This window comes from Amycolatopsis anabasis, from assembly GCF_009765355.1.
In the GTDB taxonomy this organism is placed as follows: Bacteria; Actinomycetota; Actinomycetes; order Mycobacteriales; family Pseudonocardiaceae; genus Amycolatopsis; species Amycolatopsis anabasis.
Genome location: NZ_VTHK01000014.1, coordinates 88,842 through 113,028 on the forward strand (window position 1 = coordinate 88,842; position 24,187 = coordinate 113,028).

Sequence of the window (24,187 nt, forward strand, 5' to 3'; positions counted from 1 at the left end):
TCGATTTCGAGGCCGGTGCGCGCGGTTACCGTATTTCTATGTCACTTACCCTCATCAAAGGCACATTCCAGATTGTTGGCGCGTCTCCGGACGGCGATTCAGTTCGATTTTACCCAACCGACACTAATGCGTTCCGGAAAGCGGGGTTGAAGGTCCGGGTCAATGCGCGCGGCGGCGCGCAGCTGCGGCTCGAGGGGATCGACGCCCTGGAGACGCACTACCGGGCGCAGGGGCACGGCGGGCAGATGTGGCGGCAGCCGGTCGATCTGGCGAACGCGGCGGCCGACGGGTTGCTCAAGCACCTCGGGTTCAAGTCGGTGGAACGGGATGAGGACGGGACGGTCACCAAGGCCACCCCGCCCAAGGTGCCCGGGCACATCCTGACCCGGTTCGCGGACAAGTACGGGCGGCCGGTGGCGTTCGCCTTCGCCGGGCAGCGGCCGGGCCGGTCCGCGGACGGGAGCCGGATCCGGCTGGACGTCAAGGGGATGCAGGCTTCGGCGAACTACGTCCTGCTGCGGGACGGCCTGGTTTACCCGACCTTCTATTCCCTGCTCTACGTGGACCTTCGGCAGTCGATGGCCGAGGCCGCCACCGCGGCGCGGGAGGCGGGCAAGGGCGTCTGGGAACACGACGCCACGCTCCCCGGGTTCCGGCTCTCGTCCCGGAAGCAGTTGCAGGACGAGGTGGTCCTCCTGCCGAAACTGTTCCGGCGGCTGGTGGACTACCTGAGCATCGACGAAAGCGGCGGGGTGTCGCTGGGCGGGTTCGCCGATTACCTGGACACGCGCAACGACCGGTTGTTCACCACGCCCGACGGGCACGCCACCGAACTGGAAACCCTGGTCGAGGTGCGCCGCCAGACCCTGAAACTCACGGTCGAACCGGAACGGATCGTGTTCATCGAGGCCTAATTGGCGACCGGAGCGGCCATCGCCTCACAACTGCGCAGCACGACCGCGGCGGCCTGACGTCCCTCCGCGCTCAGGACCGGGTTCCCGGTCAGCTCGCGCCAGCGCCGCACCGCGTCCCGCGCGGCGCGGTGGTAGTCGAGTTCGGACTCGATGCCGAGCCGGGCCAGTGCCGCGGTGCCGTGCCCGCCGAGCAACCGGCTCGCGTCCTCGCGCAACGGTTCGGGCAGGGCGGAACCGTCGGTGCGGAGCGCCGCGAGCAGCCGCAGCTCGCGGAATTCGTGCGCCCCGGCCAGGACGCGGTCGAGTTCCAGGAACAACGCCTCGCCGCCGGGATGCGGCTCCCTGCGCAGCAGCACCTCGAGGCCGATCAACGCCGAACGCGCCTTGAGCACCTCCGCGCGTTCGGTGAAGTGCTGGCCGATCGCGTCCCGCAGTTCGGCGAGCCCGCTGCGCTGCACGAGCTGCGCCGCGAGCGCGGCGACCGTGCCCGATTCGCGCCGGAGCAGCGTGGTGGCCAGCCGCAGCCCGAACAAGCCGAACCGGCGCAGCAGTCCCGCGCGCGCGGACGCCTCGACCGGACCGGATTCCGCGCGGACGAACCGGTCCGCGGACAGTAGCAGGGCCTCGCTTTCCGGCCGGGGGAGCCCGGCGAGCGCGCTCAGCGCCGCGAACTCGGGTTCGGTGAGCGTGCGCCCCGCGCTCGCGACCTGCCCGGCCACCGCGACCACGTCCTGGCACACGTCCCGCACCTCGGGATCGCGCCGGTACCGCCGGGCGAGCTGGCGCGCGGAGATCAGCGCGTCGACCCGGCCCGCGCCGAGTTCGTCGGCCCGCGACAGCACCACGAGCGAGTTGACCGGATGGACCATGGCGATCGGGTGCCCGTGCACGAACCGCAGCTCCCGCAGGTTCGCGTTGCGCGGCTGGCGCGCGAGGAACAGCACGGCATCCGCGTCGGTGACGGCCGCCTGGACCGCCTGCGGCGACGCGTTCTCCTCCAGGCCGGGCGTGTCGATCAGGGTCACCTCGCCCTGGGAACGGCTCAGGCGGGCGCGGTACCAGGACGGCCCCTCGGCGCCGTCGGGCGCGATCTGCTCGCCGACGAGCGCGTTCACCAGGGTCGATTTGCCGCTGCTGGCCGGGCCCACCACGGCCAGCCGCAACGGTTCGTCGAACCGGACCAGGTGCCGGTGCAACCAGTTGGCCGCGCGCGGGGTGTCCCGGTAGGCCTCGAGCGCCTGTTCGAGGATCGACCGTGCTTGTTCGGCCAGGGTCACGCCGTCAGCCCGCGGGGTGCGCTCAGCTCGCCCCGGACCGTGCCCAGCGCGCGCACCCGCTGGCGCAGCAGGGAAAGCTCGTCCATCCCGGCCTTGATCTCGTACGCGCGCCGCGTGCGCCGCGCGGTGTCCTCGTCGATGACCTGTTTGATGGCCTTCGCCGATTCGGCGATCTCGCGATGCCGTTCCTGGGCGAAACCGGAGAACCGGTCGCGCAGCGTGCGGTGCATCAGCCGCGCGGCGTCCTTGCTTTCCTTGCCGTAGGCCAGGAAGAAGTCGTCGACATGGCGCTGCGCGGCGGTTTTCGCCTGCGCCTGGCGGCGTTTGAGCCGCGCCCCGCGCTCCTCGAACACGCTCTTCGCGCCGAACGCCGCGCCCGCGCCGAGCGAGATCGGGTTGATCAGGGGGAAACCGGCGAGCGTGGTGGCCAGGCCGAACATCAGCAGGCCGCTGTAGGAACCCCGCATGCCGACGAACAGCTTCTGGCCGACGCCGAAGCGTTCCACGCTCGGCATGCGCAGGCTCTCCACCGGCTCGGCCGGGGTCTGCGCGAGCAACGCGTTCCGGATCAGCTCCGGCTGGTCCGGGGCGACCTGCCGGGCGATCTTGCGCGCGACCCAGTCGAACCGTTCGATCAGCCAGCCGAAGTTCGTCTCGGCCACGGTGGTGAGGTTCTCCCGGAGCCACTCCTCGAACTGCGGCCAGGTGCGCGACGGATCGGCGGCGTCGAAGAACTCGTCGACCTCGCGCAGGATCCGGCGAGTCCGGTCGCGCAGGTCGAATTCGAGGTCGGACAGCAGATCCGCGACCTCGTCGGAGAGCAACGTCTGCCAGCGGGCCGATTCCCGCTGGAGCTCCTCGAGCTTGCGGCCCGCCGCGTGCCAGCGGGCGACCGCGTCCCCGGTGTCCGCCTGCTGGGTCGCGGCATACTCCTCATGCAGGGGGGCGGCGAGCTGCTCGAGGGTCATCCCGGCCACCGCGGCGGCCGAGCGGCGGCTGAGCAGTTCGGCGCGTTCCAGCCAGTCGCGCCGCATCCGTTCGACGAGTTCGCCGAAGCCGGACTCGGAGTTGAGCTCGTGGTCGCCCGCCTTCGCCGCGGCCAGCCGGAGGGTGGCCGACACCGGGACGAGGGTCGCCGTCAGCCCGGCCCGGGCCAGCCGCGCGCGGTTGCGGTCGGCCACCTCGCGCCACGCGGGCACGAGATCGATCTTGGTGAGCGCGATCATGACCGTCGGGCAGACCTGGATGACCTGGCCGAGCAGGTCGAGTTCGCTGGCGGACAGTTCACCGGTCGCGTCCGAGGTCATCAGCACCGCGTCGGCGCGCAGGATCTCCGCGAGCGGGTAGGCGGTCTGGGTCTCCCCGGCGGCGGGGGTGTCGACCAGCACCACCCCGGCGGCGAGCAGCGGGCGGGGCAGGCCGATCCGCACGCGCACGATGTCGCCGCGGGCCGCCTCCCGGTTCGCCCGCACGGAGACCTCCTCGACCGGTGCGGGCCGGGTCTCGGTCGCCGAGCCGCTCTCGATCGCGCGCCGCCCGTCCCGGGACAGGTCCACGACCATCGCGGCGGTGGGGGATTCGGCGTGCTCGACGACCGCGGGGACGAGTGTGGTGACCCCGTCGCCGACCGCGCAGACGGGCGCGTTGACCAGGGCGTTGACCAGCTGGCTCTTGCCCTGCCCGGCCTCGCCGATCACCAGGATCCGCAGCTTGTCCTCGAGCAGGTGGGCCCGGCGATCACGCAGGCGTCGCACCAGGTCCGGGCGGCCGTGCGTGGCGCAGGCCCGGATGGTGTCGTCCAGCAGATCTAGCCAGGGCGGTGCCATCATCGGTGTGCAGTGTGCCGTTTCATCCGGTCCAAGTGAAGGCGACCCGGTCCGTCTCACAGGACGGACCGGGTCGCTTCGACCTGACTCCAGGGGATGGGTCAGTGCTTCATCGGCGCGTTGTCAGTGACCCAGGTGCAGGTCGTCGGCCACGTTGCCGACCTCCGGCAGCGCCGGGTGGTCCGGCACGACCTGGCCGAGCGGGCTGTGCGAAACGGCGTCGGTGACCTGGTGCACGGCCTGGTCGACCTGGGGCAGCGGGTTGGCCACCGGCAGGTGCGGCAGTTCGGCCGGCAGCCCGGCGGGCAGGTGGGTCGGCAGGTCGGCGGCCGGGAGGTGGGTCGGCAGCTCCGACGGGATCTCCACCGGCACGCTGGGCGCGGGCAGCGAGCCGAGATCCGGGGCCGGGGCGTTGGCCACCTGGTTCGCGACCTCCTCGGCGCCGCGCGAAACCTGCGCGCCGACCTCGTGGCCACCGGCGGTGACGGCGTCCGCGGCCGGGGCGGCGCCCGTCCCGGTCAGGTAGCCGCCCAGGGTTTCGGAGCCGGTGGCGATCCCGCCGCCGAGCACCTCGCCGCCGTGGGACACGTAGCTGGCCACGGTGCCCGCGGAGGTCTCGGCGGGGGTGCCGCCGAACTGGAAGTCGTAGTCGCCGAGCGGCGAGGAGGAGCTGCCCTCGGAGGAGAAGCCGTCCAGACCGCCCGCCGCGACGCCCTCGGCGGAGAACCCGGCGCCGGCGATCTCCAGCGAGCCGCTGAAGCCGTCGGCCGAGACCGAAGCCTCGCCCGCGGCGCTGCCCAGCGGGCTGTCCGCGGCGAACGAACCGGACGCGCCCTCGGTGCTGACCTCGTAGAAGGCCTGGCCGCTGCCGTACTCGCTGTCGAACACGAACCCGCCGTGCGAACCCTCGGGGGTCGCTTCGAAGGAGCCCTGGCCGCTGCCGAGCTGGCTGTCGACCGCGCCCGCGCCGTAGGCGCCCTCGAGGGAGCCGCCGCCGGTGGCGGAGAAGGTGCCGAGCGCGGAGTCGCTACCAGCCGTGCCGGAGACACCGTCGAGACCGGCCTCGTAGAAGCCCGCGGCGTTGCCGTGCTCGCTGGTGAACTCGAAGCCGCCGTGCGAACCCTCGGCGGTCGCTTCGAAGGAGCCCTGGCCGCTGCCGAGCTGGCTGTCGACCGCGCCCGCGCCGTAGGCGCCTTCGGCGGAGCCGCCGCCGGTGGCGGAGAAGGTGCCGAGCGCGGAGTCGCCACCGGCGGTGCCGGAGACACCGTCGAGGCCCGCCTGGTAGAAGCCCGCGGCGTTGCCGTGCTCGCTGGTGAACTCGAAGCCGCCGTGCGAACCCTCGGCGGTGGTGTCGGTGCTGGCGGCGGCGTTGCCCAGCGCGGACTCGCTGGTGAAGTGGCCGCTCGCGCCGGAGGTGCTCGCGTCGAACCCGCCCTCGGCGTTCGCGTGCTCGCTGGTGAAGGTGCCGTAGCCGCTGGCGCCCTCGGCCGAGCCCGCACCGCCGACGGTGAATTCGCCACCCGGGAACGTGCCGGCGAGGCCACCCGCGATCGAGCCCGGGGTGGAGGTGTCCAGGCCCGGGGTCACGTGCGTGCCCGCGGCGTCGGCCACGGCCTGGAGCTGCTGGATGGCGGTCTCGGCGGAGCCGGCGTTCGGCAGCTGGGCGAGGCCGTTCTCCAGCGTCTCCACGCCGGGGGCGTAGTCGACGACGAGCGGGATCACTTCCTGCACGTCCTGGGCGCTGATGTCGTGCAGGCCCGCACCGGCGAGGGCGGCGGCCGGGTCGGCGGCGAACGCGGACCGGGCGGCCTCGTCGGTCAGCAGGTTGAGCACGAAGTCGTGCAGAGTCTGCTCAGAGTAGGTCAAGGGAATGTCTCCTAGGGCTTCAAGAGTGCGGCGACGCCGTGACGGGCGCCCGCCACGGCGTCGGCTTCACAAGCTAGGGAGCCGGGACCCCCACCGGCATCGGGGATCACACCGGGTTGCCTTGAGGTCCACGATGGGGTGAATGTGACCTCTCGATTAGGGGATTAGGGGCTCGGGTGCGCGTTGACACGGGGTATCCCTTTGTCGCTCCGACTTTGGTAGGAAGAGCCCCACCCGCCGAGCAGACCGCGAAGGAACCGCCCGCATGCCCTATGTCCTGGGGATTCATCTCGGTCACACGCGGACGACCGTCGCCGTGTGTCGCCGCATGGGTGGCACCTGGGGTGACGCGGAAGTGGTCCCCCTTGCGGGTGGCGCCCGGTGGATCGACACGGTGCTGCACGTGGCCCCGGACGGCGCCGTGCTCGCCGGGCAGGCGGTCCGGCGGTACCTGAACTCCGAACCCGAACGACTCGCGAGCGGTTTCCTCGCCCAGGTCGGCGACCCGGTGCCGCTGGTGCTCGGCGAGGACCGGTACCTCGCCGAGGCGCTCGCCGCGACCTTCGCCGGCTGGGTCGCCGATCTGGTCACCGAGGCCGAGGGCGGCCCCGCCGAACGGATCGTGCTGACCCATCCGGCGGCGTGGGGTCCCCACCGGCGGGGCGCGCTGTACGCCGCGCTGGACGAGGCGGGGCTGCCCGGGGTGTTGCTGCTGCCCAGCCCGGTCGCCGCCGCCGAGCTGGGGATTCCCGGTGAGCGGCTGGACCCGGGGGCGGTGCTCGCGGTCTGCCGGATCGGCGGTGAGCACGTCGAGTCCGCGGTCCTGCGGCGGGCCCCGGCCGGGTTCGAACTGCTCGCGCGCGCCGAGAACGCGGTGCCCCGCGCCGGTAACCGGATCGACGACCTGCTCGTCGAATACGTCCTGGCCGAGGCAGGGGTGGCCGCGCCGGAGCACACGGATCCGGACGCGCGGACCGCGATGGGCCGGGTGCGCGCGGCCTGCGTCGAGGCCAAGGAACGGCTCTCCCTCGCCCCGGAGGCGATCGTGCCGGTCCCGTTCCCCGGCGGGCGCGGCGAGGTCCGCCTGACCCGCCCGGAGTTCGAGCACCTCGCCCGGCCGGTGCTGACCGCCGCGGTCGCGCAGTTGCGGCGCCTGGCCGCCCCCGTTCCGGCGGACCGGTTCGCGGGTGCCGTGCTGGTCGGCGGCAGCGCGCGGATTCCGCTGGTCGCCGAGCTCGCCGAAGAGGCGTTGAACTGCCGCGTGCTGGTCGACCACGATCCGGGCACCGCGGTCGCCCGGGGAGCCGCGCTCGCCGGGCTGCCCCGGATGGCTCCCGAAACCGACCGCGACTCGGCGGTCTCCACCGCGCTCGCGACCCGGGATTCCGGGGAACTCGCCCGCGTCGAGGAGGACGAGCTCGGACCGCCACCGCCGCGGCCACCGGTCGAGGTCACCCCGCTCGACCCGCCGAAGAGATTCGCGCTGTCGCGCAAGGGCGGAAACCGGACCGAGGAACGAGACGAGGACAGCCGTTGAGCCAGCGTGTGGCCGCTTCACCCGAGTTGATCCTGGACGAGCCGACCGCGCGGCTGTGCGACGACGTCGCGCGCGGCCGGCTCACCCCGGTGCGCCTCGCGGTCGTCGCTCCCGGCGAATACGGCAAGACCGCGCTGCTCGACCACCTCGAGCGCGGCTGCGCCGCGAACGGCGTGCCGGTCGTCCGGTTCGGCGCCGGCCGGGATGCCGGGGAGCCCGCCCTGGTCCTGGTCGACGACGCCCACGCGCTCGACGACGGCGCGCTCGGCGACCTGCTGCGGCTGGCCGCCGACGACCGGACCGGCCTGGTGGTCGCGGCCCGCCCGCGGCCCCGGCCCGCCCTGCTCGGTGAGTTGCTCAGCCGCCTGCGCGCGCAGGTCGTGCTGCGCCGCTTCGACCGGGCCCAGCTCGACGCCTACCTGGCCGGGACGCCCGGGCTGCCGCCGGGGACGGCGGAATTCGTGTCCGCGCAGACCGGTGGCGTCCCCGGGCTGGTGCACCGCGTGGTGAGCGCGCTCGGCGACCGGCTGGAGCTCCCGGGCGCCGCGCTGGCAGGGCTCGGACACGAACTCGATCGCGTCGAACCGGACACGTTGCGCTTCCTGCTGGCCGCGGAGGCGGGGGCCGGACTGGATCTGGACGCGGTGAGCGTGCTGCTCGACCGCAAACCCGACGACGTGGGCGAGGTGCTCGACGCGGCGCGCGCGACCGGCCTGTTCGGGCCGGACGGCACGTTGCTGCCGATCGGCGCGGCCGCGCTGCGGGCGCTCGTCCCCGCCGAGCGGCGCACGGCGATACGGCACCGGCTGACCGAGCTCCAGCTCGACCGCGGCGGCCCGGTGCTGGCGATGGTCCGGCCGTGGCTGGAAACCGGATTCTCCGGGCCGAGTGCGGGCCGCGCGTTCCAGGCCGCGGCCGGTGAGGCCCTGGCGGAGGATCCCGCGCTGGCCGCGCGGCTGTTCGAGGCCGCGGTGTCGGCGGGGGTGCCGGTCACCGCGGTCGGCGCGCGCTGGGCCGAGGCGGCCGCGCTGTCCGGTGACCTGGACACCGCGCTGCGCCTCGCGGATCAGGTGATCGCGACCGCCGAGGCCGCCGATCGGGCGGACGCGGCCCGGGTCGCCGCGACCGCGCTCGCCCATCGCGGCCAGCTGGCCCGCAGCGCGGAACTGCAGCAGTGGGCCGGGGGTGGCCAGTCGCGGGCGTTCGCCGCGATCGGGCTGATCGGCACCGGCCGCCTCGCCGAGGCCCGGGCCGCCCTGGAAACGTCTACTGTGGACGAACCACCGACACTGCTGGCCGGTGCGCTGTCGGCCACCGCGCAGGGCGTGCTGGATTCGGTCACCGGCACACCCACCGAGGCGCTGTCCACATTGGTCAGTTCGGCGGAGATGCTGGAACCGGTCGGCCGGTCGTTGCTGCTGCCGGACAGCCCCGCCGCGCTGGCCGCGCTGGTCGCCCTGCACTGCGGCGAACTCGCCATCGCCGAACCGGTGCTGGAACGCGCGGTCGCCGCGGGCACCGGCGCCGGAGCGCTGACCGCCCGCCATCGCCTGCTGCTGGCCTGGATCGCCCTGATCCGGGGCGACGCGTCCCTCGCGGGTGGGCGGCTCGCGGCCGCCGGGCCGGACCTGACGCCGCGGGACTGGCTGTTCGCGGTCGCGTGCGAGGTGGGGCTGGCCCGCCGGACCAGCGATCTCGGCGCGCTGCGCCAGATCTGGGGCCAGGCGTGCGAGGCGGTGATCCGGCACCGGGTCGATCTGTTCACCATCGTGGCGTTCGGGGAATTCGCCGTCGCGGCGGCCCGGCTCGAGGACAGCGATCGCCTCGCGCCGCATCTGAAGCAGGCGCACGATCTGGTGCGCGCCCTGGGCGATCCGCCGCTGTGGTCGACCCCGCTGCACTGGAGCGGCCTGCACGCGGCGATCATCGCCGAACGGCCGGGCGAGGCCGAAGAACATGTGAAAGCGTTGGCGGGCAACGCTTCGGCCGGACCGTACTTCGCGGCGACGGCCACCGCGGCGGGCTGCTGGCTCAAGGTGCTCGCGGGCGACGTCGATCCGGACGAGGTCGAGGCGGCCGCGCGCGGGCTGCGCGGCGCCGGGCTGTGGTGGGACGGCGCGCGGCTGGCCGGGCAGGCGGCGATCCGGACCTCCGACCGCAAGGCGATGCTGGCCCTGCTGGACTGCGCCCGGATGCTGCAGGGGCCCTCGGCGCCGGCCGCGGAGCCCGGGGGAGTGGACGACGTTTCGGGCATGGCGCGGCTCAGCGAACGCGAACTCCAGGTCGCGCGGCTGGTGGTCGACGGCCTCACCTACAAGCAGGTCGGCGCCCGGCTGTTCATCTCCGCCAAGACCGTGGAACACCACATGGCCCGGATGCGGCAACGGCTCGGCGCCACCAGCCGCGGTGAGCTCCTCGCCCAGCTGCGCTCCCTACTCGGCGAGCGCCCGGGAGCGTGAACGCAGGGGCGCGCCCATCTCGTGCAGGTGGCGCAGCACTTCGCCGTAGGAAGTGAGCAGACCGCACTGGCTGTAGGAGATGCCCCGCTGGGCGCAGAACTGGCTGACGATCACCTGCGCGTGCCGCAGGTTCGGGCGCGGCATGTTCGGGAACAGGTGGTGCTCGATCTGGTAGTTCAGCCCGCCCAGCGCGAAGTCGACCCACCGCCCGCCGCGCACGTTGCGCGAGGTGAGGACCTGCTTGCGCAGGAAGTCCAGGGTGTGGCCGGTGGGCAGGGTGGGCATGCCCTTGTGGTTGGGGGCGAACGAACATCCCATGTAGACGCCCCAGATTCCCTGGTGCACCACGATGAACACGACGGCCGTCCCGGGCGAGAGCACGAGGAAGACCGCGGTGAAGTAGATCCCGAAGTGCGCGAGCAGCAGGCCCGTTTCCAGCAGGCGGGATTTGACCTCGCCCCGCCAGATGGACCGCACGCTGGAGACGTGCAGGCTGAGCCCTTCCAGCAGGAGCAGCGGGAAGAACAGGTATGCCTGGTGTTTCGCCATCCACCGGAGGAATCCCCGCTTGGCGTGCGCCTGTTCCCGGGTGAACGCCAGCGCGGGGATGTCCACGTCGGGGTCGGCGTCCTCGTGGTTCGGATTGGCGTGGTGGCGGTTGTGCTGGCCGATCCACCAGCCGTAGCTGAGGCCGACCAGGCTGCCGTGCGCGAAACCGATCAGGTCGTTGGTGCGGCGGGTCCGGAAGATCTGCTTGTGCCCGGCGTCGTGGCCGATGAAGGCGAGCTGGGTGAACAGCAGCGCGAAGAAGGCGGCCATGAACAGCTGCCACCACGAATCGCCGATGTGGACGAACGCGACGGCGGCCCCGGCCAGGGCGAGGAGGTTGAGGCCGATCTTCGTCGCGTAGTAGCCCCAGCGGCGATCGAGCAGCCCGGCGTGCTTGATATGGCGGGACAGCGCCGCGAAGTCGCTGCCCTTTTCCGGTTGGGTGTGCGGAGCAGCGGTCATGGGTCGACGGTAGCCGCGCGGTCGTCGTGACAGGTGTCCGTGACGCAAACGTTTCGTACACGATCGGGCGTGGCAGACTCCCCGGCCATGAGTGGGACGATCCTGGTGCTCGGTGGCCGCAGCGAAATCGGCCTGGCGGTGGCCGCACGTCTGGTCGGCGACGGTTCGCGGACGGTCGTACTGGCCGCCCGGCGCAGCGGCGACCTGGACGCCGAGGAGAAGACCCTGCGCGAGGCGGGCGCGGCGGAGGTCGCCCGCGTCGAGTTCGACGCCGACGACGTGACCGGTCACCGCCCGCTGCTCGACGACGTCGTGGCCCGGTACGGCCCGCTCGACGTCGTGGTCGTCTCCTTCGGCATCCTCGGTGACCAGGAGCGCGCGGAACGCGAAGCCGCGCACGCGCTCGCTGTGGTGCACACCGACTACGTCGCGCACGTCGCCGTCCTGACCGAACTGGCGAACCTGTTGCGGGAACAGGGGAGCGGGCGGCTCGTGGTCTTCTCCTCGGTGGCCGGGGCCCGGGTCCGCCGCGCCAACTACGTCTACGGTTCGGCGAAGGCCGGGCTGGACGGATTCGCGAGCGGCCTGGCCGACGCGTTGCACGGCAGCGGGGTCCGCCTCCTGCTGGTCCGCCCCGGTTTCGTGATCGGGCGGATGACCGAGGGGATGACTCCCGCGCCGTTCTCCAGCACCCCTGACCAGGTCGCCGACGCCACGGTCGCCGCCCTGCGCCGCGGCCGCGACGTGGTGTGGGTGCCGCGCGTGCTGCGCCCGGTGTTCGCCGCGCTGCGCCTGCTGCCCCGTTCGATCTGGCGGCGCATGCCCCGCTGACTCACCGGTGGTGGACGGATTCCACCGTGCACAGGTGCGGGTCGTGCTCGCGTGGATGTTGGCCGGGGTGAACCCGGGCACGTGCCGCGGCACGGATTCGGTCGCGTGCTCCAGCAGGGCGACGAGTTCGCCCGCTTTCCCCGGCGCGGGCTGGCCGGAATCTCGGCCGCCGACCGGGCGAAGCTGGAGATCCTGCTCACCCGCCGCGCCGAGAACCTCAAATAGTTGTACAGTGCTAACTGTTATAGACGTACAACTAATGGGGGTGGCGGGTGGCCGAACTCAGCCGTGGCCGCAGGATGCTGGTCCTCGCGATCTGCTGCATGAGCCTGTTCATCGTCGGACTGGACAACACGATCGTGAACCTGGCCCTGCCCGCGATCCAGCGTGAACTGCACGCTTCGGTGTCGAGTCTGCAGTGGACGATCGACGCCTACACGCTGGTGGTGGCGAGCCTGCTGATGGTGTCCGGGGCGACCGCGGACCGGGTCGGGCGGCGGCGGATCTTCCAGATCGGGCTGGGCCTGTTCACCCTGGGCTCGCTGCTGTGCAGCCTGGCGCCGAACATCGGGCTGCTGATCGTGTTCCGGATGGTGCAGGCGGTCGGCGGCTCGATGCTCAACCCGGTGGCGATGTCGATCATCGTGAACACGTTCACCGAACCGAAGGAACGGGCCCGCGCGATCGGCATCTGGGGCGGTGTGGTCGGCCTGAGCATGGCGCTCGGCCCGGTCGTCGGCGGCACCCTGGTCGACGCGATCGGCTGGCGGTCGATCTTCTGGATCAACGTGCCGATCGGGGTCGCCGCGGCGGCGCTCACCGCGGCGTTCGTGCCGGAATCGCGGGCCGCCCGCGCACGCCGGATGGACCCGGTCGGCCAGGTGCTGGTCATGGTGCTGCTGGCCGGGGTGACCTACGGGATCATCGAAGGCCCGAAGCTGGGCTGGGGTTCGGCGCCGATCCTCGGCTGCTTCGCGCTCGCCGTCCTCGCCCTGGCCGGGATCGTGCGGCAGGGAAGGCGGCATCCGGAGCCGATGCTGGACCTGCGGTTCTTCGGCAGCGTCCCGTTCTCCGGGGCGACGCTCCTGGCGATCTGCGGATTCGCCGCGCTCGCCGGGTTCCTCTTCCTCAACACGCTGTACCTGCAGAACGTCCGCGACCTGTCCGCATTGGAAGCCGGGTTGTTCACCCTGCCGATGGCGGCGATGACCGCGGTGTTCGCCCCGCTGTCCGGGCGGATCGTCGGCGCACGCGGGCCGCGGCTGCCGCTGCTGATCGCCGGGACGGGCATCGCGGTCAGCGGCGCCCTGCTCGCGACGACCGGACCGGACACGCCGACCGCGCTGCTCCTGACCGCCTACCTGGTGTTCGGCATAGGGTTCGGCATGCTCAACGCACCGATCACCAACGCCGCGGTATCCGGTATGCCCCGTTCCCAGGCCGGGGTGGCCGCGGGGCTGGCATCCACGAGCCGTCAGGTGGGGACCGGGCTCGGGGTGGCCGTGGTCGGACTGGTGGTCGCCACGAGCGAGGTCGGCTGGCTGATCGTGACCGGCTGCGGGGTGGCCGTACTGGGGCTCGGGCTCCTCACCACCGGCCGGTGGGCGAAGGGAACCGCCGAGCGGGCGGCGCGGCATTTCGTCTGCGAGCCGCCGAAGGTCACGGTGGGCGCGGCGTGAGCGAGGAACTCGCCGCCCGGGTCTGGCTGCGCATGCGCGAGGTGGTCCTGGAGCAGCACGACCGCCGCAAGGAGGTCGCCGACACGCTCGGCATGAGCTTCATCCGGACCAAGGCGCTGCGCCGGATCGCCCGCGGCCCGCTCACCATGCGCGAACTGACCGATGAGCTCGTCACCGATCGCCCGTACACCACGGTGATCGTGGACGATCTGGAGCGGCGCGGGCTGGTCACCCGGACCGAGCACCCGGAGGACCGGCGCCGCAAGATCGTCGCGGTCACCCCGGCCGGCGCGGCGGCGGCCGAGCGGGCGAACCGTGTCCTCGCCCAACCGCCGGATCCACTGCGGACCCTGGACCCCGCGGATCTCGCCGCGCTGCACGAGATCCTGGGGAAGCTCTAACCGCGGCGCAACCGCCAGGTCTTGCTGTCGAAGGCCACGCAGACTCCCGGCGACAGCACGACGACCCGCAGCGTGCCGTCGCGTTCGTCGTAGTCGATGCCCTCGGCCTCGAAGTTCCCGCCGCAGGCGCTCTTGAGCGGTAGCTGGCCGAGCGCGGTGACGTGCGCGGACACGTCCGCGTTGCCGAGCGGTCCGGCGAGATCCACCTGCAGCAAGGGTTTCGTGATGCCGAACAGCTTCCCGTCCGGATCGTCCGAAGAGCACAGCAACCGGGTCGCGGTCAGGAAATCGCACCCCTGGATGTCCCGGACCTGGTGGTCCAGCCGGATCGCGGACGCGTACGGGAGATTGGCGTCCGGATTGGTGAACGCGATACCGGGTGCGGGATGCACCAGCAGGCGATCCATGGTGCCCCATTCGCCCGCCACCAGCCAGCGCCCGTCCGGCGACACCGCGGCGAAGGAGTTGTTGCCGGCCTCCCACGGTTCCAGCGCATGGGTGTATTCGGCCCAGGAACCGTCCGGCGCCTGCACGCGGAACAGCTTGGGGCCGCGGTCGTCCCGCTGGTACGGCTCGATGTAGTAACCCAGCGCCGAACCGGGGTCGCCGACGTGGTTCCAGCCGCGCGCGGAGATTCCGGCGGGAATGGTGCCGATTCCGGTGTAGCGGACGGACGTGCCGTCCGGCCGGACCACCGTGGCCAGTCCCTGGCTCTCGTCCAGCGGGCGTGCCCGGTCCGAACCGACCGGCGTCCAGGCGTCCGCCGCGTGCGCGGCGACCGGTGAGAGCAGCACCGACGCGACCACCGCCAGCGTGGCCAGGAATCCCTTGGCGCGCATCCCGCTCCTCCACCCGCGCGGTGTCGTATGTGAGCGGTCTTCACGTTATGTGGTCTAGACCATATGGGTCAAGGGTTGAATTCAACCTTGTCCTGCGTTATGTCCGATGAGCGGAGTATCGTCTAGCGGTCTACGACGACGGTGCGACGACCTGTGGGGTTTTCTGCGATGGAGGACGAGACCAGTCCGGCTTTCGATCTCCGCGACTGGCTTGAGCCTGCTCAGCGACCGGTCGAGGAGGCTTCGCCGTCCGCGCCGGTCCTCGCGGATCGTTACCGGCTCGGGGCGGTCATCGGCACCGGGGCCACCGCCACCGTGCACCGGGCGTTCGACCGGGTGCTGCGCCGCGAGGTCGCGATCAAACTGTTCGACCGGGGCCAGGGAGTCGACGAGCGGCGGCAGGCGCAGGAAATCCGGATCCTGAGCCAGTTGCAGCATCCGGGGCTGGTCGCCCTGTACGACACCGGGACGTATGCGGACAAGACGTTCCTGGCCATGGAACTCGTCGAGGGGCCGACGCTGGCCGCGCGGATCCGGCAGGGCGCCCTGCCCGCGGGCGAGACGGTCGAACTGGGCGCGCAGCTGGCCGACGCGTTGGCCTACGTGCACGCCCGGGGCGTCACCCATCGGGATCTCAAACCGCACAACGTGCTGCTCGGTCCGCACCGGCCGATGTTGAGTGATTTCGGGATCGCGCAGGTGCTGGACGCCACCCGGCTCACCGCGTCCGGGGTGGTGATCGGCACGGCCGCGTACCTCGCCCCCGAGCAGGTGCGCAGCAACGAGGTCGCCGCGCCGGCGGACATCTTCGCGCTCGGCTTGGTGCTGCTGGAATGCGTCACCGGCCGCCGGGAGTATCCGGGGCCGATGGCCGAGGCCGCGGTGGCCCGGCTGCAGCGGCTGCCCGCGGTGCCGCGCGACCTGCCGCACGGGCTGAGCCGCCTGCTGGAGTGGATGACGGTCAACGATCCGGCGGAGCGGCCGACGGCCGCGGAGGTCGCCGAGGCGTTGCGCAGCGGTGGCGCGGGGGTGCCGACCATCCCGTTCGCGGATCGGAAGAAGCCCGAACGGACGAAGACACCGGCGATCAGCGGTCGCCGCAAGCTGATCGCACTCGCCGGAGCGCCGCTGGCCGCGGTCGTGATCGTCGGCGCCCTGATGGCCAACGCGAACGCCCCGACCGCGCCGAGTTCGGGGACGGTGACCGGCCCGTCGCCGGCGCCCGGCGCCCCGCCGGAACAGGAGCCGGTGACGATCACCGCGGCGAACGCCGGGAAGGCCGTTTCGGAGCCCGCGGCGCCGGGTGCGCCGGCGAAGAACCAGGAATCGGCGGCGACCGGCGCGGCGCCCACCCAGGCCGACGCGAAGGGGCGGGAGAAGGGCGGGCCCCCGGTCAGCGCGGAGCCGGAAGCCAAGAAGAAGGGCAAGAAGGAAGGCAAGGGTCGCGGGACGACGGCCACCACCTCGGTTTCGAACCCCGGCGGCGACAGCGCCGCCGCCGGGTGACCCGGCCAGGCGTCAACAGCCGCGCCGGGCGCGGATGATGTCGGTGGTCAGCGCGGGCTTGCCGTCCTGCGGATCGGGACCGGCCACGCCACCGGCGGCGATCCGGTCCAGGGTGGCCAGGCCCTCGGCGCCGACCGTGCCGAACACGGTGTAGTTGGGCCGGAGCACGGAGTCCGCGGAGACGAGGAAGAACTGGCTCCCGTTGGTGTCCGGGCCCGCGTTCGCCATGGCCAGCGTTTCGCGCGGGTAGATCCTGCGTTGTCCGGTCGGATCGTTCGGGGCGGGTGGCAGATCGGTGGGCAGTTCGTCCTTGTACCGGTAGCCGGGACCGCCCTCGCCGGTTCCGCCGGGGTCGCCGCACTGCAGCACCTTGAGCGTGGGATACGCGGTGAGCCGGTGACAGGTGGTGCGGTCGTAGAACCGGTGCCGCGCGAGGTGCAGGAAGCTCTGGACCGTGCACGGCGCTTTCGACCGGGCGAGGGTGAGCGGGATGTCGCCCTGGTTCGTTTTCAGCCGGACGGTGACGGTGCCGTGGCTCGGGGTGCGGCGCGGGTCGGGTGGCAGCGAGACCGGTCTGGCCGGGGGCTCGTCCGGTGTCTCGGTGTATTGGCAGGGGCCGTGCGTGGTCTTCGGTGGTTCGGCCTGATCGGCCAACGCGGTACCGGTGGTTCCGGCGAACAACAAGCCACCGGTCAGTACGGCGATCGCGGTTTTGCGCACGCGTGTTCTCCCTCGCTCGTGGCGAATGGAAACGAGGCAGTATAAGGCCGGATTCCGTTAGGTTGTGACTTTTGTGCGTCACCCCGAGCAGGTGGCACCCGCGTCTCGGGAACACGACCTGAGCCACAATGGTTGGATGAGCGGTCCGAGTCTGTTCGACGACTGGCTGCCGTGGCGGCTGCTGCCCACGGTGCCGGTCACCCCGGCCGCGATGCTGCAAACGGCGGTGCGGACCGCGGGCGATCGGATGCTGGGCCGACGGCTCACCGTCCGCGCGGGCGAGGCCGATGTGGAGATGACCCTGGCCGAACTGGATTTCCGGGTCAGTTCGGTCGGCCTCGGGCAGGCCCAGATGGGGGATGTGCGCCTGGTCTTCGAGGACATCGCGGTACCGGACACCCCGCTGGACCGGCTGGTCCTGGTGTGCCGGGATGTCGAGGTGCGCTCCCTGCCGTCACCCGTCCTGGTGGCCGCCTCGGTGGAGGTGGCCGTCACCGTGTCGGCCGAGGTGCTGGCCGATCGGATCGCCGAGGTACGCCCGGACGTGCTGGTGGAGGTGGGCACGGACCGGATCGTCCGGGTGCGTTCGGCTCGCCGTCCCCACTGGGGCGCGCTGCACGTCGAGCCCGACGTCGGCGCGGACGGCGTGTCCCTGCGCCCGGTGGCGGTGCAGTTCGGCGGGGTGCGGATCCGCCTGCCGCGCCGGTTGCGGCCGATCTCGGTGACCGTGCCGGACCTCCCCCGCGGCCTGCGCCTGACCGGTGTCGAACCGGGCGAGGGCGAGCTGGTGGTGTACGGCCTGGCGGACCGCTGGCGCGAGCGGTTGTCCTCGATTCCGCTGGGCACCCTGGTGGGTTGGCTGACCACCGCGGCGACCACGCTCACCGTGCCCAGGCTCGGCGGCCCGCGCTGACTCAGGGAACGTGCTCCGCGATCACGTCGACGGGGCACCCTCGACAAGCCACGCTCGCTGCACGCTGATGGCTGCCCTGACCACCGCGACTGTGCTGGGCGGCGCCTCGCCGGGAGGAGGTACCTCGGCGCTGGGATCGCCGGGCTGCGAGTTCCGTCGCGCGCTTGCTCCGGAGTTCACCCCAGCTCTCGGATACTTACTTCCTCAGCCGGTGACGCGGGCCTTGTCGTATCCGGCCGCGACCGCGGGCACCACGGCCTGCAGATAACTGATCACGTGGTCGTGCGCCGCGGTCACCCAGGCGAGGTTTTCCGGCCCGATGTCCGCTACCACGGCATCCCAGGCCACCCGGGCTCCGAGGTGGTACGCGGCGATCACCGCCTCGAGCGGGACACCTTCCGCCGCCCGCACGGCCGCCGAATCGCGTATTGCCGCCAGCTCCTCGGTTCCCGGCGCTCGCCCCTCGCGGAACGTCCGGGCGAACACCCGAAGGTTCCGCTCGATCACCCGGCTGATGTCGTTGGACAGTTCCTCGGGAGGCATCCGCCCGTACAGCGGCAACTCGGCGACCAGCCGGTCGACGACCTCGCCGGTCATCTCCGGCAGGCGCCGCAGCAGCCTGCCGTACAGTTCCGCTTCGTTGCGACTCCGACCGTCCATACCAGCGCCATCGTTTCATGCGCGTTGTCCATTCGCACCAGCATCGAGCCCGGTAGTGACCGGACGAACACCGCCGGCGCGTTCGGCCCGCGCGGTGACCTCCGCGATGAACGGGCCCTTCGCCTCGGCGTACTCGTTCATGTCCGCCCAGTCGCGCGCAGAGAGCTCCTGTTTGAGCCGTCCATACGCCTCGCGGTCCTTCGGATGCTCGCGCAGCCAGTCCCGGAAGAGCAGGTGCCGCCGCTCCCATTCGCTTCCCGCGGCGCAGACATGCACATGTACATCCCGGGCAACGGTTCGCACCATGCGATGCCCCGGTTCCCGGACGCGGAGGACGTACCCGGCGCCGAGCAACGCGTCGAGGTAGCCGCGCTCGTCCTCGACATCGGCCACGCTGACGTCGATGTCGATGATCGGTTTTGCCACCAGTCCCGGCACCGACGTCGACCCGACATGGTCGATCCGCAACGCGCGATCTCCCAGCGCCCCGGCGATCCGCTCCCGCTCCCGCCGAAACCGCTCCGGCCACCCCGGGTCGTACTCGACGATCCGGATCGCGCGTTTTTCCTTGCCACCAATCAGTTCGAAGTCGCCCACCGGCCCAGTCTGACGGAACACCCGCGAAACTCAGGCGGCATGGCGGTGCCCTGGGTGTGCGGTGTTGCGGAGGCGTCTTCGGTCTGGGGCGAGCCAGGCGGACGGGATGAATCCGGGCATGCCGTGGTCCCTGCGCGTTTCCCATTCGCTGTGCCGTTGTGCTCATTTGAAACCGTGCTCCTTCGTTGCGAGGTGAAAGACGTGACTGGTTTGACATCTGGACCGCACTGCGGATTCGGGGATACTTGTGGCTATGGCGATGTCCGACGAGCGAGGGGTGCGGGACTGGGGAGGGTGGAGCAACGCTGCCGGTGTGCGGGCACGGCGGTTGTCGCGGGACTCGGCGAATGCGCGAGCCAGGGCGGCGGCCTGCCGCCTCTGGGCGGACGATGCCCGGGAGCGTGCCCGGAGGGCGCTGGAGAACCAACGATCGATCTTTCGACGGGTACAAGAGCGTCGCGAGCAATCCGGAAACGCTGCCGGTAATCGGTCCGCAGCCACGGGTTTGTCGATGTCCAGATGACGGGTGTCGGCCCGCCAGCCGGGGAACCCGAGTCGGCGGGTGAGTGCTCGGCGGCGGCCACCGAGCGGTGCCGACCGCCCGCGCGGCCGAACTGGACGACCTGCCGATCCGGGGCGCGCCACCGGAGCAGGCTGGCGGTGAGCGTGAGCACGTCGCCCAGCAGCGGGTGCGCGCCAGGGCGGACGAGCACACGCTGGGCGATTTGTGCGTCCAGACCGGTCAGCTCGCGCAAGGGGCGGTGACACCGCCGGGGCTGGGAAGTAGTGGCGCAGGTTGATCGTGCGGTCCCGTCGGCTCGGCCAGTGTCGCTTGCGCCAACTCGGATACGTTCCGGCCCGCTGCGGCCGGGACCGCGAGCATCACGGCCGGGTCGTTGGTCAGCCACACCGCCGGCACGGTCGAGCCCTGCACGGGCGCGAGGGCGGAGAAGGTCATGCCTCAGCGCGCTTCCTGCCTGCGGGAGAACTGCGCCCGAGCGGTCTCGGAGGCTTCGGCGCGGGGGATGTAGCGGCGGTGGCTGTAGATCCCGGTATCGGAGACGTAGTCGGTCCGGTCGATGCGCAGCGCCCGCACACCCCCCTTGGGAATGCTGGAGATCTCGGCGTGGTACTTCTTGCCGCCGGTCGCGGTTCCGGCGAACTTCAGCCGGGTTTTTGGCTTCGCGGCGGGAAATGTGGAGTGCTTCGAGCAGGAAGGCGGCGGTGTCGCGGTAGTCGTCGCACTCCAGCGGTCGTGCGGTGAATGCGGTGTTGGAGAGGGTCCAGGTGGTGTTCATGAGAGCGACACTACCCTGATTCGAACATAAGTTCGATAACACCGACGGGTGAATTGGGGCGGGATCAGCCGGCTTGGTCGATCGGGGTCAGCAAGGTGAGGCGATATCCCGTGATCTGATCGATCTGCACGCGCAGGCACCGGTCGCCGGTTCCTCGCCATGCGGCCGATTCGCCCAGCAGTACCAGTTCCCGGAGATCGGTCACCAGTTCCGCCCGCCCCAGAACCACCACACTCCACCCGATCTGGGTGACACGGTCGATTTCGTCCGCCTCGAAGGCCACAATTGTTCCGTCGAGCCGCTGAAGTTCCGAATTCTCGGTGAGTCGGATGAGCACGCTTCCGTGATATATGGTAAAATTCACCGGCCGGATCGCGGGAAGCGCGCGTTCGGTGAACACCAGCCGCCCCACTGGCGCGGACCGCAGGAGGGCCCGGCTATTCGCCGGATCCAAGCTCTCCAGCTCGACAGACGGCGTCATATCCGCCCCCAGGTAAACGCTTCCACCACGGACATGAACGGAACTGTCGCCTATCGCGGGTAACCTGCGGTAGGGCACAAAGTCCCCTCGGCACGGGGACCGAAGCGGCCTCACCCGCCCACCGCCACGGGGGAGGATCCGCCGGTCACCAGCAGTTTCGGCGAGCCCGATCCGTCCGCCGGAACCGCCCACACATCGCTGCCGCCACCCGCCCCGGGCAGCGCGTAGGACACCGTCCGCCCGTCCAGCCAGGCGGCCTGGTCGTCCACGCCGCGCGTCTCGGCGAGCAGGGTTTCCCGCCCGCCGGCCAGGTCCAGCACGGCCAGCCGCCACCCGGAGCCCTCCCGCTTCTTGAACGCCACCCGCCCGCCATCCGGGGACAGCGAGGGACATTCCACGTTCTCGCGCACGACCCGGCCCCGGAAACGCTCGTAGTCGCCCTCCACGAGATACGTCCGGCCCTTGCTGCCCAGCGTCGCGTAGAACCGGTTGCCGTCCGCGGCGAAGGTGATGCCCCAGAAATTGACGTCCGCGGCGAAGTACCGTTCGCCGTTCAGCCGCACCGGCAACTCTTCGATGCTCTTCACCAGTTCCCCGGAGTCCAGGTCCAACACCCCGGCTCGCGTGGAGAATCCGCTGGCGGCGTAGGAATCCCCGGTGACGAACAGCGTCCACGCGGCCCGGCGGCCGTCCGGCGAGAGCCGGGCCCGGCTCGGCGTGCCCGGCAGTTCGAACCGGCGCAGGACGCGAAGTCCGGAATCCAGCACCGAAATATCGGTCATCGGGGGCAGCGCGCCGGGCCGGGCGGCGAGGCACAGCGCCGTGCCGGCCGCCGCCGCGAACCGGTCGCACTTCAGATCCGTGGTCTGCCTGGGCGCGTCCGGCCGATCCAGCGGCACGCTGGCGATCCGGCCGAAATCGGGCCCGGCCGCCGTGTTCCGGAACAGCAATTGCCCGGGTGCCAGGGTCGAGATCGCCTGCCCGGACACCACCGGGACCACGTTCTCCCCGCCGGTCCGCTGCCGCGCGTGCACCGCGTAGCCGACGGCCGCTCCGCCCAGGACGAGCACGGCCGCGATCAGCATGAGCACCCGGCGCCTCATGCGCCCGCTCCGGACCGCAGTGGCCGGGCGACGGCCGCCGCGAGCACCACCGCCGCCAGCGCGCCCGCGGTGACCAGCACGGCCGCGTGCAGGTCCCACGCCGTCCACGCCGCGCCGAACAGCACCGACGACAGCATGCGCGTGCTCGCCTGCCCGGTCTGCACCAGCGCCATCCCGCTCGCTCGCAGCTCGGCCGGGAGCAGCGGCCCCGCCGCGGCCATCAGCACGCCGTCGGTGGCCGCGTAGAACACGCCGTGCAGCGCGAGTGCGAGCACCGCGAGCAGCAGGCCGTCGACCGGGCCGAGCAGCAGGAGCAACGTGCCGACGAGGGCGACGTGCCCGCCGAGGAACACCGTCCAGCGGCCGATCCGGTCCGCGAGCTGCCCGAGCGGCACCGCCAGCAGCAGGTAGACCCCCGCGGTGCCCAGCGGCAGCAGCGGGAAGTACACCGCGCCGAGGTCCCATCGCTTCTGCAGCAACAGATAGACGAACGAATCGCTGATCGTCACCAGCCCGAGCAGCGCCGCCCAGCAGCACACCCGCCGGAACGGCGCGAGGCGCAGCAGCCCGACGGCCGCCCGTACCGAACTCCGCCCGCCGCCGGAAGGCCGCCGGTCCCGCACGAGCAGGACGAGCAGCAGCACCCCGAGCGTCGCAACGCAGAAACTGGTGAAGAACACCGAGTCGTAGCTGCCGAGGCTCACCCACAGCACGCCCATCGCCGCGAGCGGGCCGAGGAACGCGCCGACGGTGTCCATCGCGCGGTGCACGCCGAACGACCGCCCGAGCGTTTCCGGGGTGCTGCTCAACGAGATCAGCGCGTCCCGCGGCGCCGTGCGCAGGCCCTTGCCGGTGCGGTCGGCCGCCAGCACCGCACCGATCGCCGCGGTCGCCGAACCCGCGGCCAGCAGGCCCAGTTTGCACACCGCGGACAGCGCGTAACCGAAGCCCGCCACCGCCTTGAGCCGCCGCCACCGGTCCCCGAGGTGCCCGCCGAGCAGGCGCACGAACGCGGTGACCCCGGAATACAACCCGTCCAGCACGCCGAACTGGAACGGGCTCAGGCCGAGGCCGAGCACCAGGTACATCGGCAGCACCGCGGTCACCATCTCCGAGGAGATGTCGGTGACCAGGCTGACCAGGCCCAGTGCGAGGACGTTGCCGCCGACCGTGCGGCGCAGGGAACCCCGGCGGTCGGCGACCCCGGTCGCGGCGTCCGACGCGCGGCTCGTCGCGATGTACATCAGTGGCAGGTGTAGGTCGGGCTGCTGTCCAGGACCTTCCCGTCGAGCCCGACGAGCCTGGAGGTGAACGTGGTGTCGGTCAGTTCGAGCCGGAGGACGCCGAAGGTGCCGGACAGGAGTTTCGCGGTGGCCGGATGTTCGGCGTGCACCGGGTAGAGCGTCATCCCGCCCATCCCGCCGATGATCTGCACCGGGCCGTATGCGTTCGGTTTGCCCTTGACGTCCTGCGGCACGAACCGCTCGTAGTGGTGATCGTGCCCGTTGAGCACGAGATCGGCCTTGGCGTTGACCAAAGCGGACCAGATCGGCGCGGCGCCCTTGTTGTCCCCGTGGTCGCCGGAGCTGAACCGCGGATGGTGGTAGTACGCCGCCACGCAGCCCTTGGTGTTGCGGGCGAGGTCCTGTTTGAGCCAGGTCAGCTGCGCGGGTTCGGCGGCGGTGAGGCTGTCGGCGACGAAGTCGTTGGAATCCAGCGCGATGAAGTGCCAGTTGCCCAGATCCCAGCTGTAGTAGGTCTTCCCCTGCGGGGTGGCGATCTTGCCGAAGTACTTCTTGTACCCCTCCAACGGGGTGTTGTCGTACATCTCGTGGTTGCCGGGGACCGGATGCATGATCGGTTTGAACCTGCCCCAGGTCTTGTCGAAGTACTTCTGGAAGTCGGCGAGGTGGGCGTCGTCGTACTGGTTGTCGCCCATGGTCACCACGGCCGCCGGGTTCATCGCGCCGACCAGGGCCGCGGTTTTGGGATGGACGCATTTCGCGTCGCTCGCGGTGCACCGGTCGGCGATGTCGCCCGCGGCGGCCACCACGTAGGTCCCCGGTGCTGTTGTCCACTGTGGACTCGCACCGGCGCTGGAGAGCGGCAGCAGCGCGAGCAGCGCCACGCCGAGGGCGGGGAACAGCCGGGACAGGGATGAGTTCACGTCGTGCTCCTCGGGAACCGGGGCGGCGGTAGGGGAGGCTGCGTGCTCTTGTTAGGAAACCTTCTTAACAAATCTCTTCTTGACAAACCCGCCGCGAACCGG

The 24,187-nt window shown here is 71.5% G+C and carries 22 protein-coding genes and 1 pseudogene; 10 read left to right on the forward strand and 13 right to left on the reverse strand.

Features of this window, described 5'->3' with window-relative positions; genetic code table 11:
• The first annotated feature begins 146 nt into the window (after positions 1 to 146).
• The gene (locus tag FXO23_RS19970) at positions 147 to 914 is read left to right on the forward strand and encodes a nuclease (protein ID WP_246257574.1); all 768 of its coding nucleotides are present in this window, start codon (positions 147 to 149) and stop codon (positions 912 to 914) included.
• On the opposite strand, the gene FXO23_RS19975 is transcribed toward FXO23_RS19970, so the two are convergent.
• From FXO23_RS19975 to FXO23_RS19985, 3 genes are all read right to left on the reverse strand, one after another.
• A complete protein-coding gene (locus tag FXO23_RS19975) occupies positions 911 to 2,191 on the reverse strand; it encodes a dynamin family protein (protein WP_158886880.1) in 1,281 nt (426 codons plus the stop codon). The two genes, FXO23_RS19970 and FXO23_RS19975, sit on opposite strands and share 4 nt — an antisense overlap.
• Complete coding sequence (locus FXO23_RS19980) at positions 2,188 to 4,020, reverse strand: dynamin family protein (RefSeq protein ID WP_158886881.1); 1,833 nt, start codon at positions 4,018 to 4,020, stop codon at positions 2,188 to 2,190. Before FXO23_RS19980 ends, FXO23_RS19975 begins: the two co-directional genes overlap by 4 nt.
• A gap of 120 nt (positions 4,021 to 4,140) precedes the next feature.
• Entirely contained in the window at positions 4,141 to 5,883 is a 1,743-nt protein-coding gene (locus FXO23_RS19985) for an IniB N-terminal domain-containing protein (RefSeq protein WP_158886882.1), read from the reverse strand.
• A gap of 355 nt (positions 5,884 to 6,238) precedes the next feature.
• Between FXO23_RS19985 and FXO23_RS19990 the strand changes: the two genes are divergently transcribed.
• Both FXO23_RS19990 and FXO23_RS19995 read left to right on the forward strand, forming a co-directional pair.
• Positions 6,239 to 7,420 carry an Hsp70 family protein gene (locus FXO23_RS19990; RefSeq protein WP_343034497.1) on the forward strand — a complete coding sequence of 394 codons (1,182 nt, stop codon included), beginning with the start codon at positions 6,239 to 6,241 and terminating at the stop codon, positions 7,418 to 7,420.
• The gene (locus FXO23_RS19995) at positions 7,417 to 9,879 is read left to right on the forward strand and encodes a helix-turn-helix domain-containing protein (protein WP_158886884.1); all 2,463 of its coding nucleotides are present in this window, start codon (positions 7,417 to 7,419) and stop codon (positions 9,877 to 9,879) included. Before FXO23_RS19990 ends, FXO23_RS19995 begins: the two co-directional genes overlap by 4 nt.
• Here the strand turns inward: FXO23_RS19995 and FXO23_RS20000 are convergent.
• Positions 9,853 to 10,890 carry a fatty acid desaturase family protein gene (locus FXO23_RS20000; protein WP_158886885.1) on the reverse strand — a complete coding sequence of 346 codons (1,038 nt, stop codon included), beginning with the start codon at positions 10,888 to 10,890 and terminating at the stop codon, positions 9,853 to 9,855. The two genes, FXO23_RS19995 and FXO23_RS20000, sit on opposite strands and share 27 nt — an antisense overlap.
• Before the next feature lie 87 nt (positions 10,891 to 10,977).
• Between FXO23_RS20000 and dprE2 the strand changes: the two genes are divergently transcribed.
• The 4 genes from dprE2 to FXO23_RS20020 are packed head-to-tail and all read left to right on the forward strand — an operon-like array spanning position 10,978 to position 13,801.
• Positions 10,978 to 11,721 carry a decaprenylphospho-beta-D-erythro-pentofuranosid-2-ulose 2-reductase gene (dprE2, locus tag FXO23_RS20005; protein WP_158886886.1) on the forward strand — a complete coding sequence of 248 codons (744 nt, stop codon included), beginning with the start codon at positions 10,978 to 10,980 and terminating at the stop codon, positions 11,719 to 11,721.
• A 51-nt stretch (positions 11,722 to 11,772) separates the two neighbouring features.
• On the forward strand, positions 11,773 to 11,946 hold the full coding sequence (locus tag FXO23_RS20010; protein ID WP_158886887.1) for a hypothetical protein: 174 nt from the start codon (positions 11,773 to 11,775) through the stop codon (positions 11,944 to 11,946).
• 47 nt (positions 11,947 to 11,993) lie between these two features.
• Positions 11,994 to 13,400, forward strand: a complete 1,407-nt coding sequence (locus FXO23_RS20015) for an MFS transporter (RefSeq protein ID WP_158886888.1) — start codon at positions 11,994 to 11,996, stop codon at positions 13,398 to 13,400.
• Positions 13,397 to 13,801 (forward strand): MarR family winged helix-turn-helix transcriptional regulator, encoded by a 405-nt coding sequence (locus FXO23_RS20020; protein ID WP_158886889.1) that lies wholly within the window; start codon positions 13,397 to 13,399, stop codon positions 13,799 to 13,801. Before FXO23_RS20015 ends, FXO23_RS20020 begins: the two co-directional genes overlap by 4 nt.
• Here the strand turns inward: FXO23_RS20020 and FXO23_RS20025 are convergent.
• Complete coding sequence (locus FXO23_RS20025; protein ID WP_158886890.1) at positions 13,798 to 14,640, reverse strand: hypothetical protein; 843 nt, start codon at positions 14,638 to 14,640, stop codon at positions 13,798 to 13,800. The two genes, FXO23_RS20020 and FXO23_RS20025, sit on opposite strands and share 4 nt — an antisense overlap.
• A gap of 168 nt (positions 14,641 to 14,808) precedes the next feature.
• Between FXO23_RS20025 and FXO23_RS51070 the strand changes: the two genes are divergently transcribed.
• The gene (locus FXO23_RS51070) at positions 14,809 to 16,146 is read left to right on the forward strand and encodes a serine/threonine-protein kinase (RefSeq protein ID WP_218952099.1); all 1,338 of its coding nucleotides are present in this window, start codon (positions 14,809 to 14,811) and stop codon (positions 16,144 to 16,146) included.
• 12 nt (positions 16,147 to 16,158) lie between these two features.
• Here the strand turns inward: FXO23_RS51070 and FXO23_RS20035 are convergent, their stop codons facing one another.
• Positions 16,159 to 16,866: a peptidylprolyl isomerase gene (locus FXO23_RS20035; RefSeq protein ID WP_158886891.1), complete on the reverse strand. Its 708-nt coding sequence runs from the start codon at positions 16,864 to 16,866 to the stop codon at positions 16,159 to 16,161.
• A gap of 136 nt (positions 16,867 to 17,002) precedes the next feature.
• On the opposite strand from FXO23_RS20035, the gene FXO23_RS20040 reads away from it, so the two are divergent.
• Entirely contained in the window at positions 17,003 to 17,779 is a 777-nt protein-coding gene (locus FXO23_RS20040) for a hypothetical protein (RefSeq protein WP_158886892.1), read from the forward strand.
• A 204-nt stretch (positions 17,780 to 17,983) separates the two neighbouring features.
• Here FXO23_RS20040 and FXO23_RS20045 read toward each other — a convergent pair whose 3' ends face one another.
• Entirely contained in the window at positions 17,984 to 18,439 is a 456-nt protein-coding gene (locus FXO23_RS20045; RefSeq protein WP_158886893.1) for an RsbRD N-terminal domain-containing protein, read from the reverse strand.
• Between the two features lie 15 nt (positions 18,440 to 18,454).
• A complete protein-coding gene (locus FXO23_RS20050) occupies positions 18,455 to 19,036 on the reverse strand; it encodes a GrpB family protein (RefSeq protein WP_218952100.1) in 582 nt (193 codons plus the stop codon).
• Between the two features lie 590 nt (positions 19,037 to 19,626).
• Here FXO23_RS20050 and FXO23_RS20055 point away from each other — a divergent pair.
• Positions 19,627 to 19,836 carry a hypothetical protein gene (locus tag FXO23_RS20055; protein WP_158886895.1) on the forward strand — a complete coding sequence of 70 codons (210 nt, stop codon included), beginning with the start codon at positions 19,627 to 19,629 and terminating at the stop codon, positions 19,834 to 19,836.
• 161 nt (positions 19,837 to 19,997) lie between these two features.
• On the opposite strand, the gene FXO23_RS52275 is transcribed toward FXO23_RS20055, so the two are convergent.
• The 5 genes and pseudogenes from FXO23_RS52275 to FXO23_RS20075 all read right to left on the reverse strand — a co-directional run.
• A complete protein-coding gene (locus FXO23_RS52275; RefSeq protein WP_281356558.1) occupies positions 19,998 to 20,132 on the reverse strand; it encodes a hypothetical protein in 135 nt (44 codons plus the stop codon).
• A 266-nt stretch (positions 20,133 to 20,398) separates the two neighbouring features.
• Positions 20,399 to 20,815, reverse strand: a complete 417-nt coding sequence (locus FXO23_RS20060; protein WP_158886896.1) for a pyridoxamine 5'-phosphate oxidase family protein — start codon at positions 20,813 to 20,815, stop codon at positions 20,399 to 20,401.
• A gap of 110 nt (positions 20,816 to 20,925) precedes the next feature.
• Positions 20,926 to 21,918 (reverse strand): TolB family protein, encoded by a 993-nt coding sequence (locus tag FXO23_RS20065; protein ID WP_158886897.1) that lies wholly within the window; start codon positions 21,916 to 21,918, stop codon positions 20,926 to 20,928.
• Positions 21,915 to 23,162 (reverse strand): MFS transporter, encoded by a 1,248-nt coding sequence (locus tag FXO23_RS20070; RefSeq protein ID WP_158886898.1) that lies wholly within the window; start codon positions 23,160 to 23,162, stop codon positions 21,915 to 21,917. The genes FXO23_RS20065 and FXO23_RS20070 overlap by 4 nt, the downstream gene beginning before the upstream one ends.
• Positions 23,162 to 24,019 (reverse strand): annotated as a pseudogene (locus FXO23_RS20075) (metallophosphoesterase family protein); the annotation flags it as partial. The pseudogene FXO23_RS20075 and the gene FXO23_RS20070, both read right to left, overlap by 1 nt.
• Positions 24,020 to 24,187 lie beyond the last annotated feature (168 nt).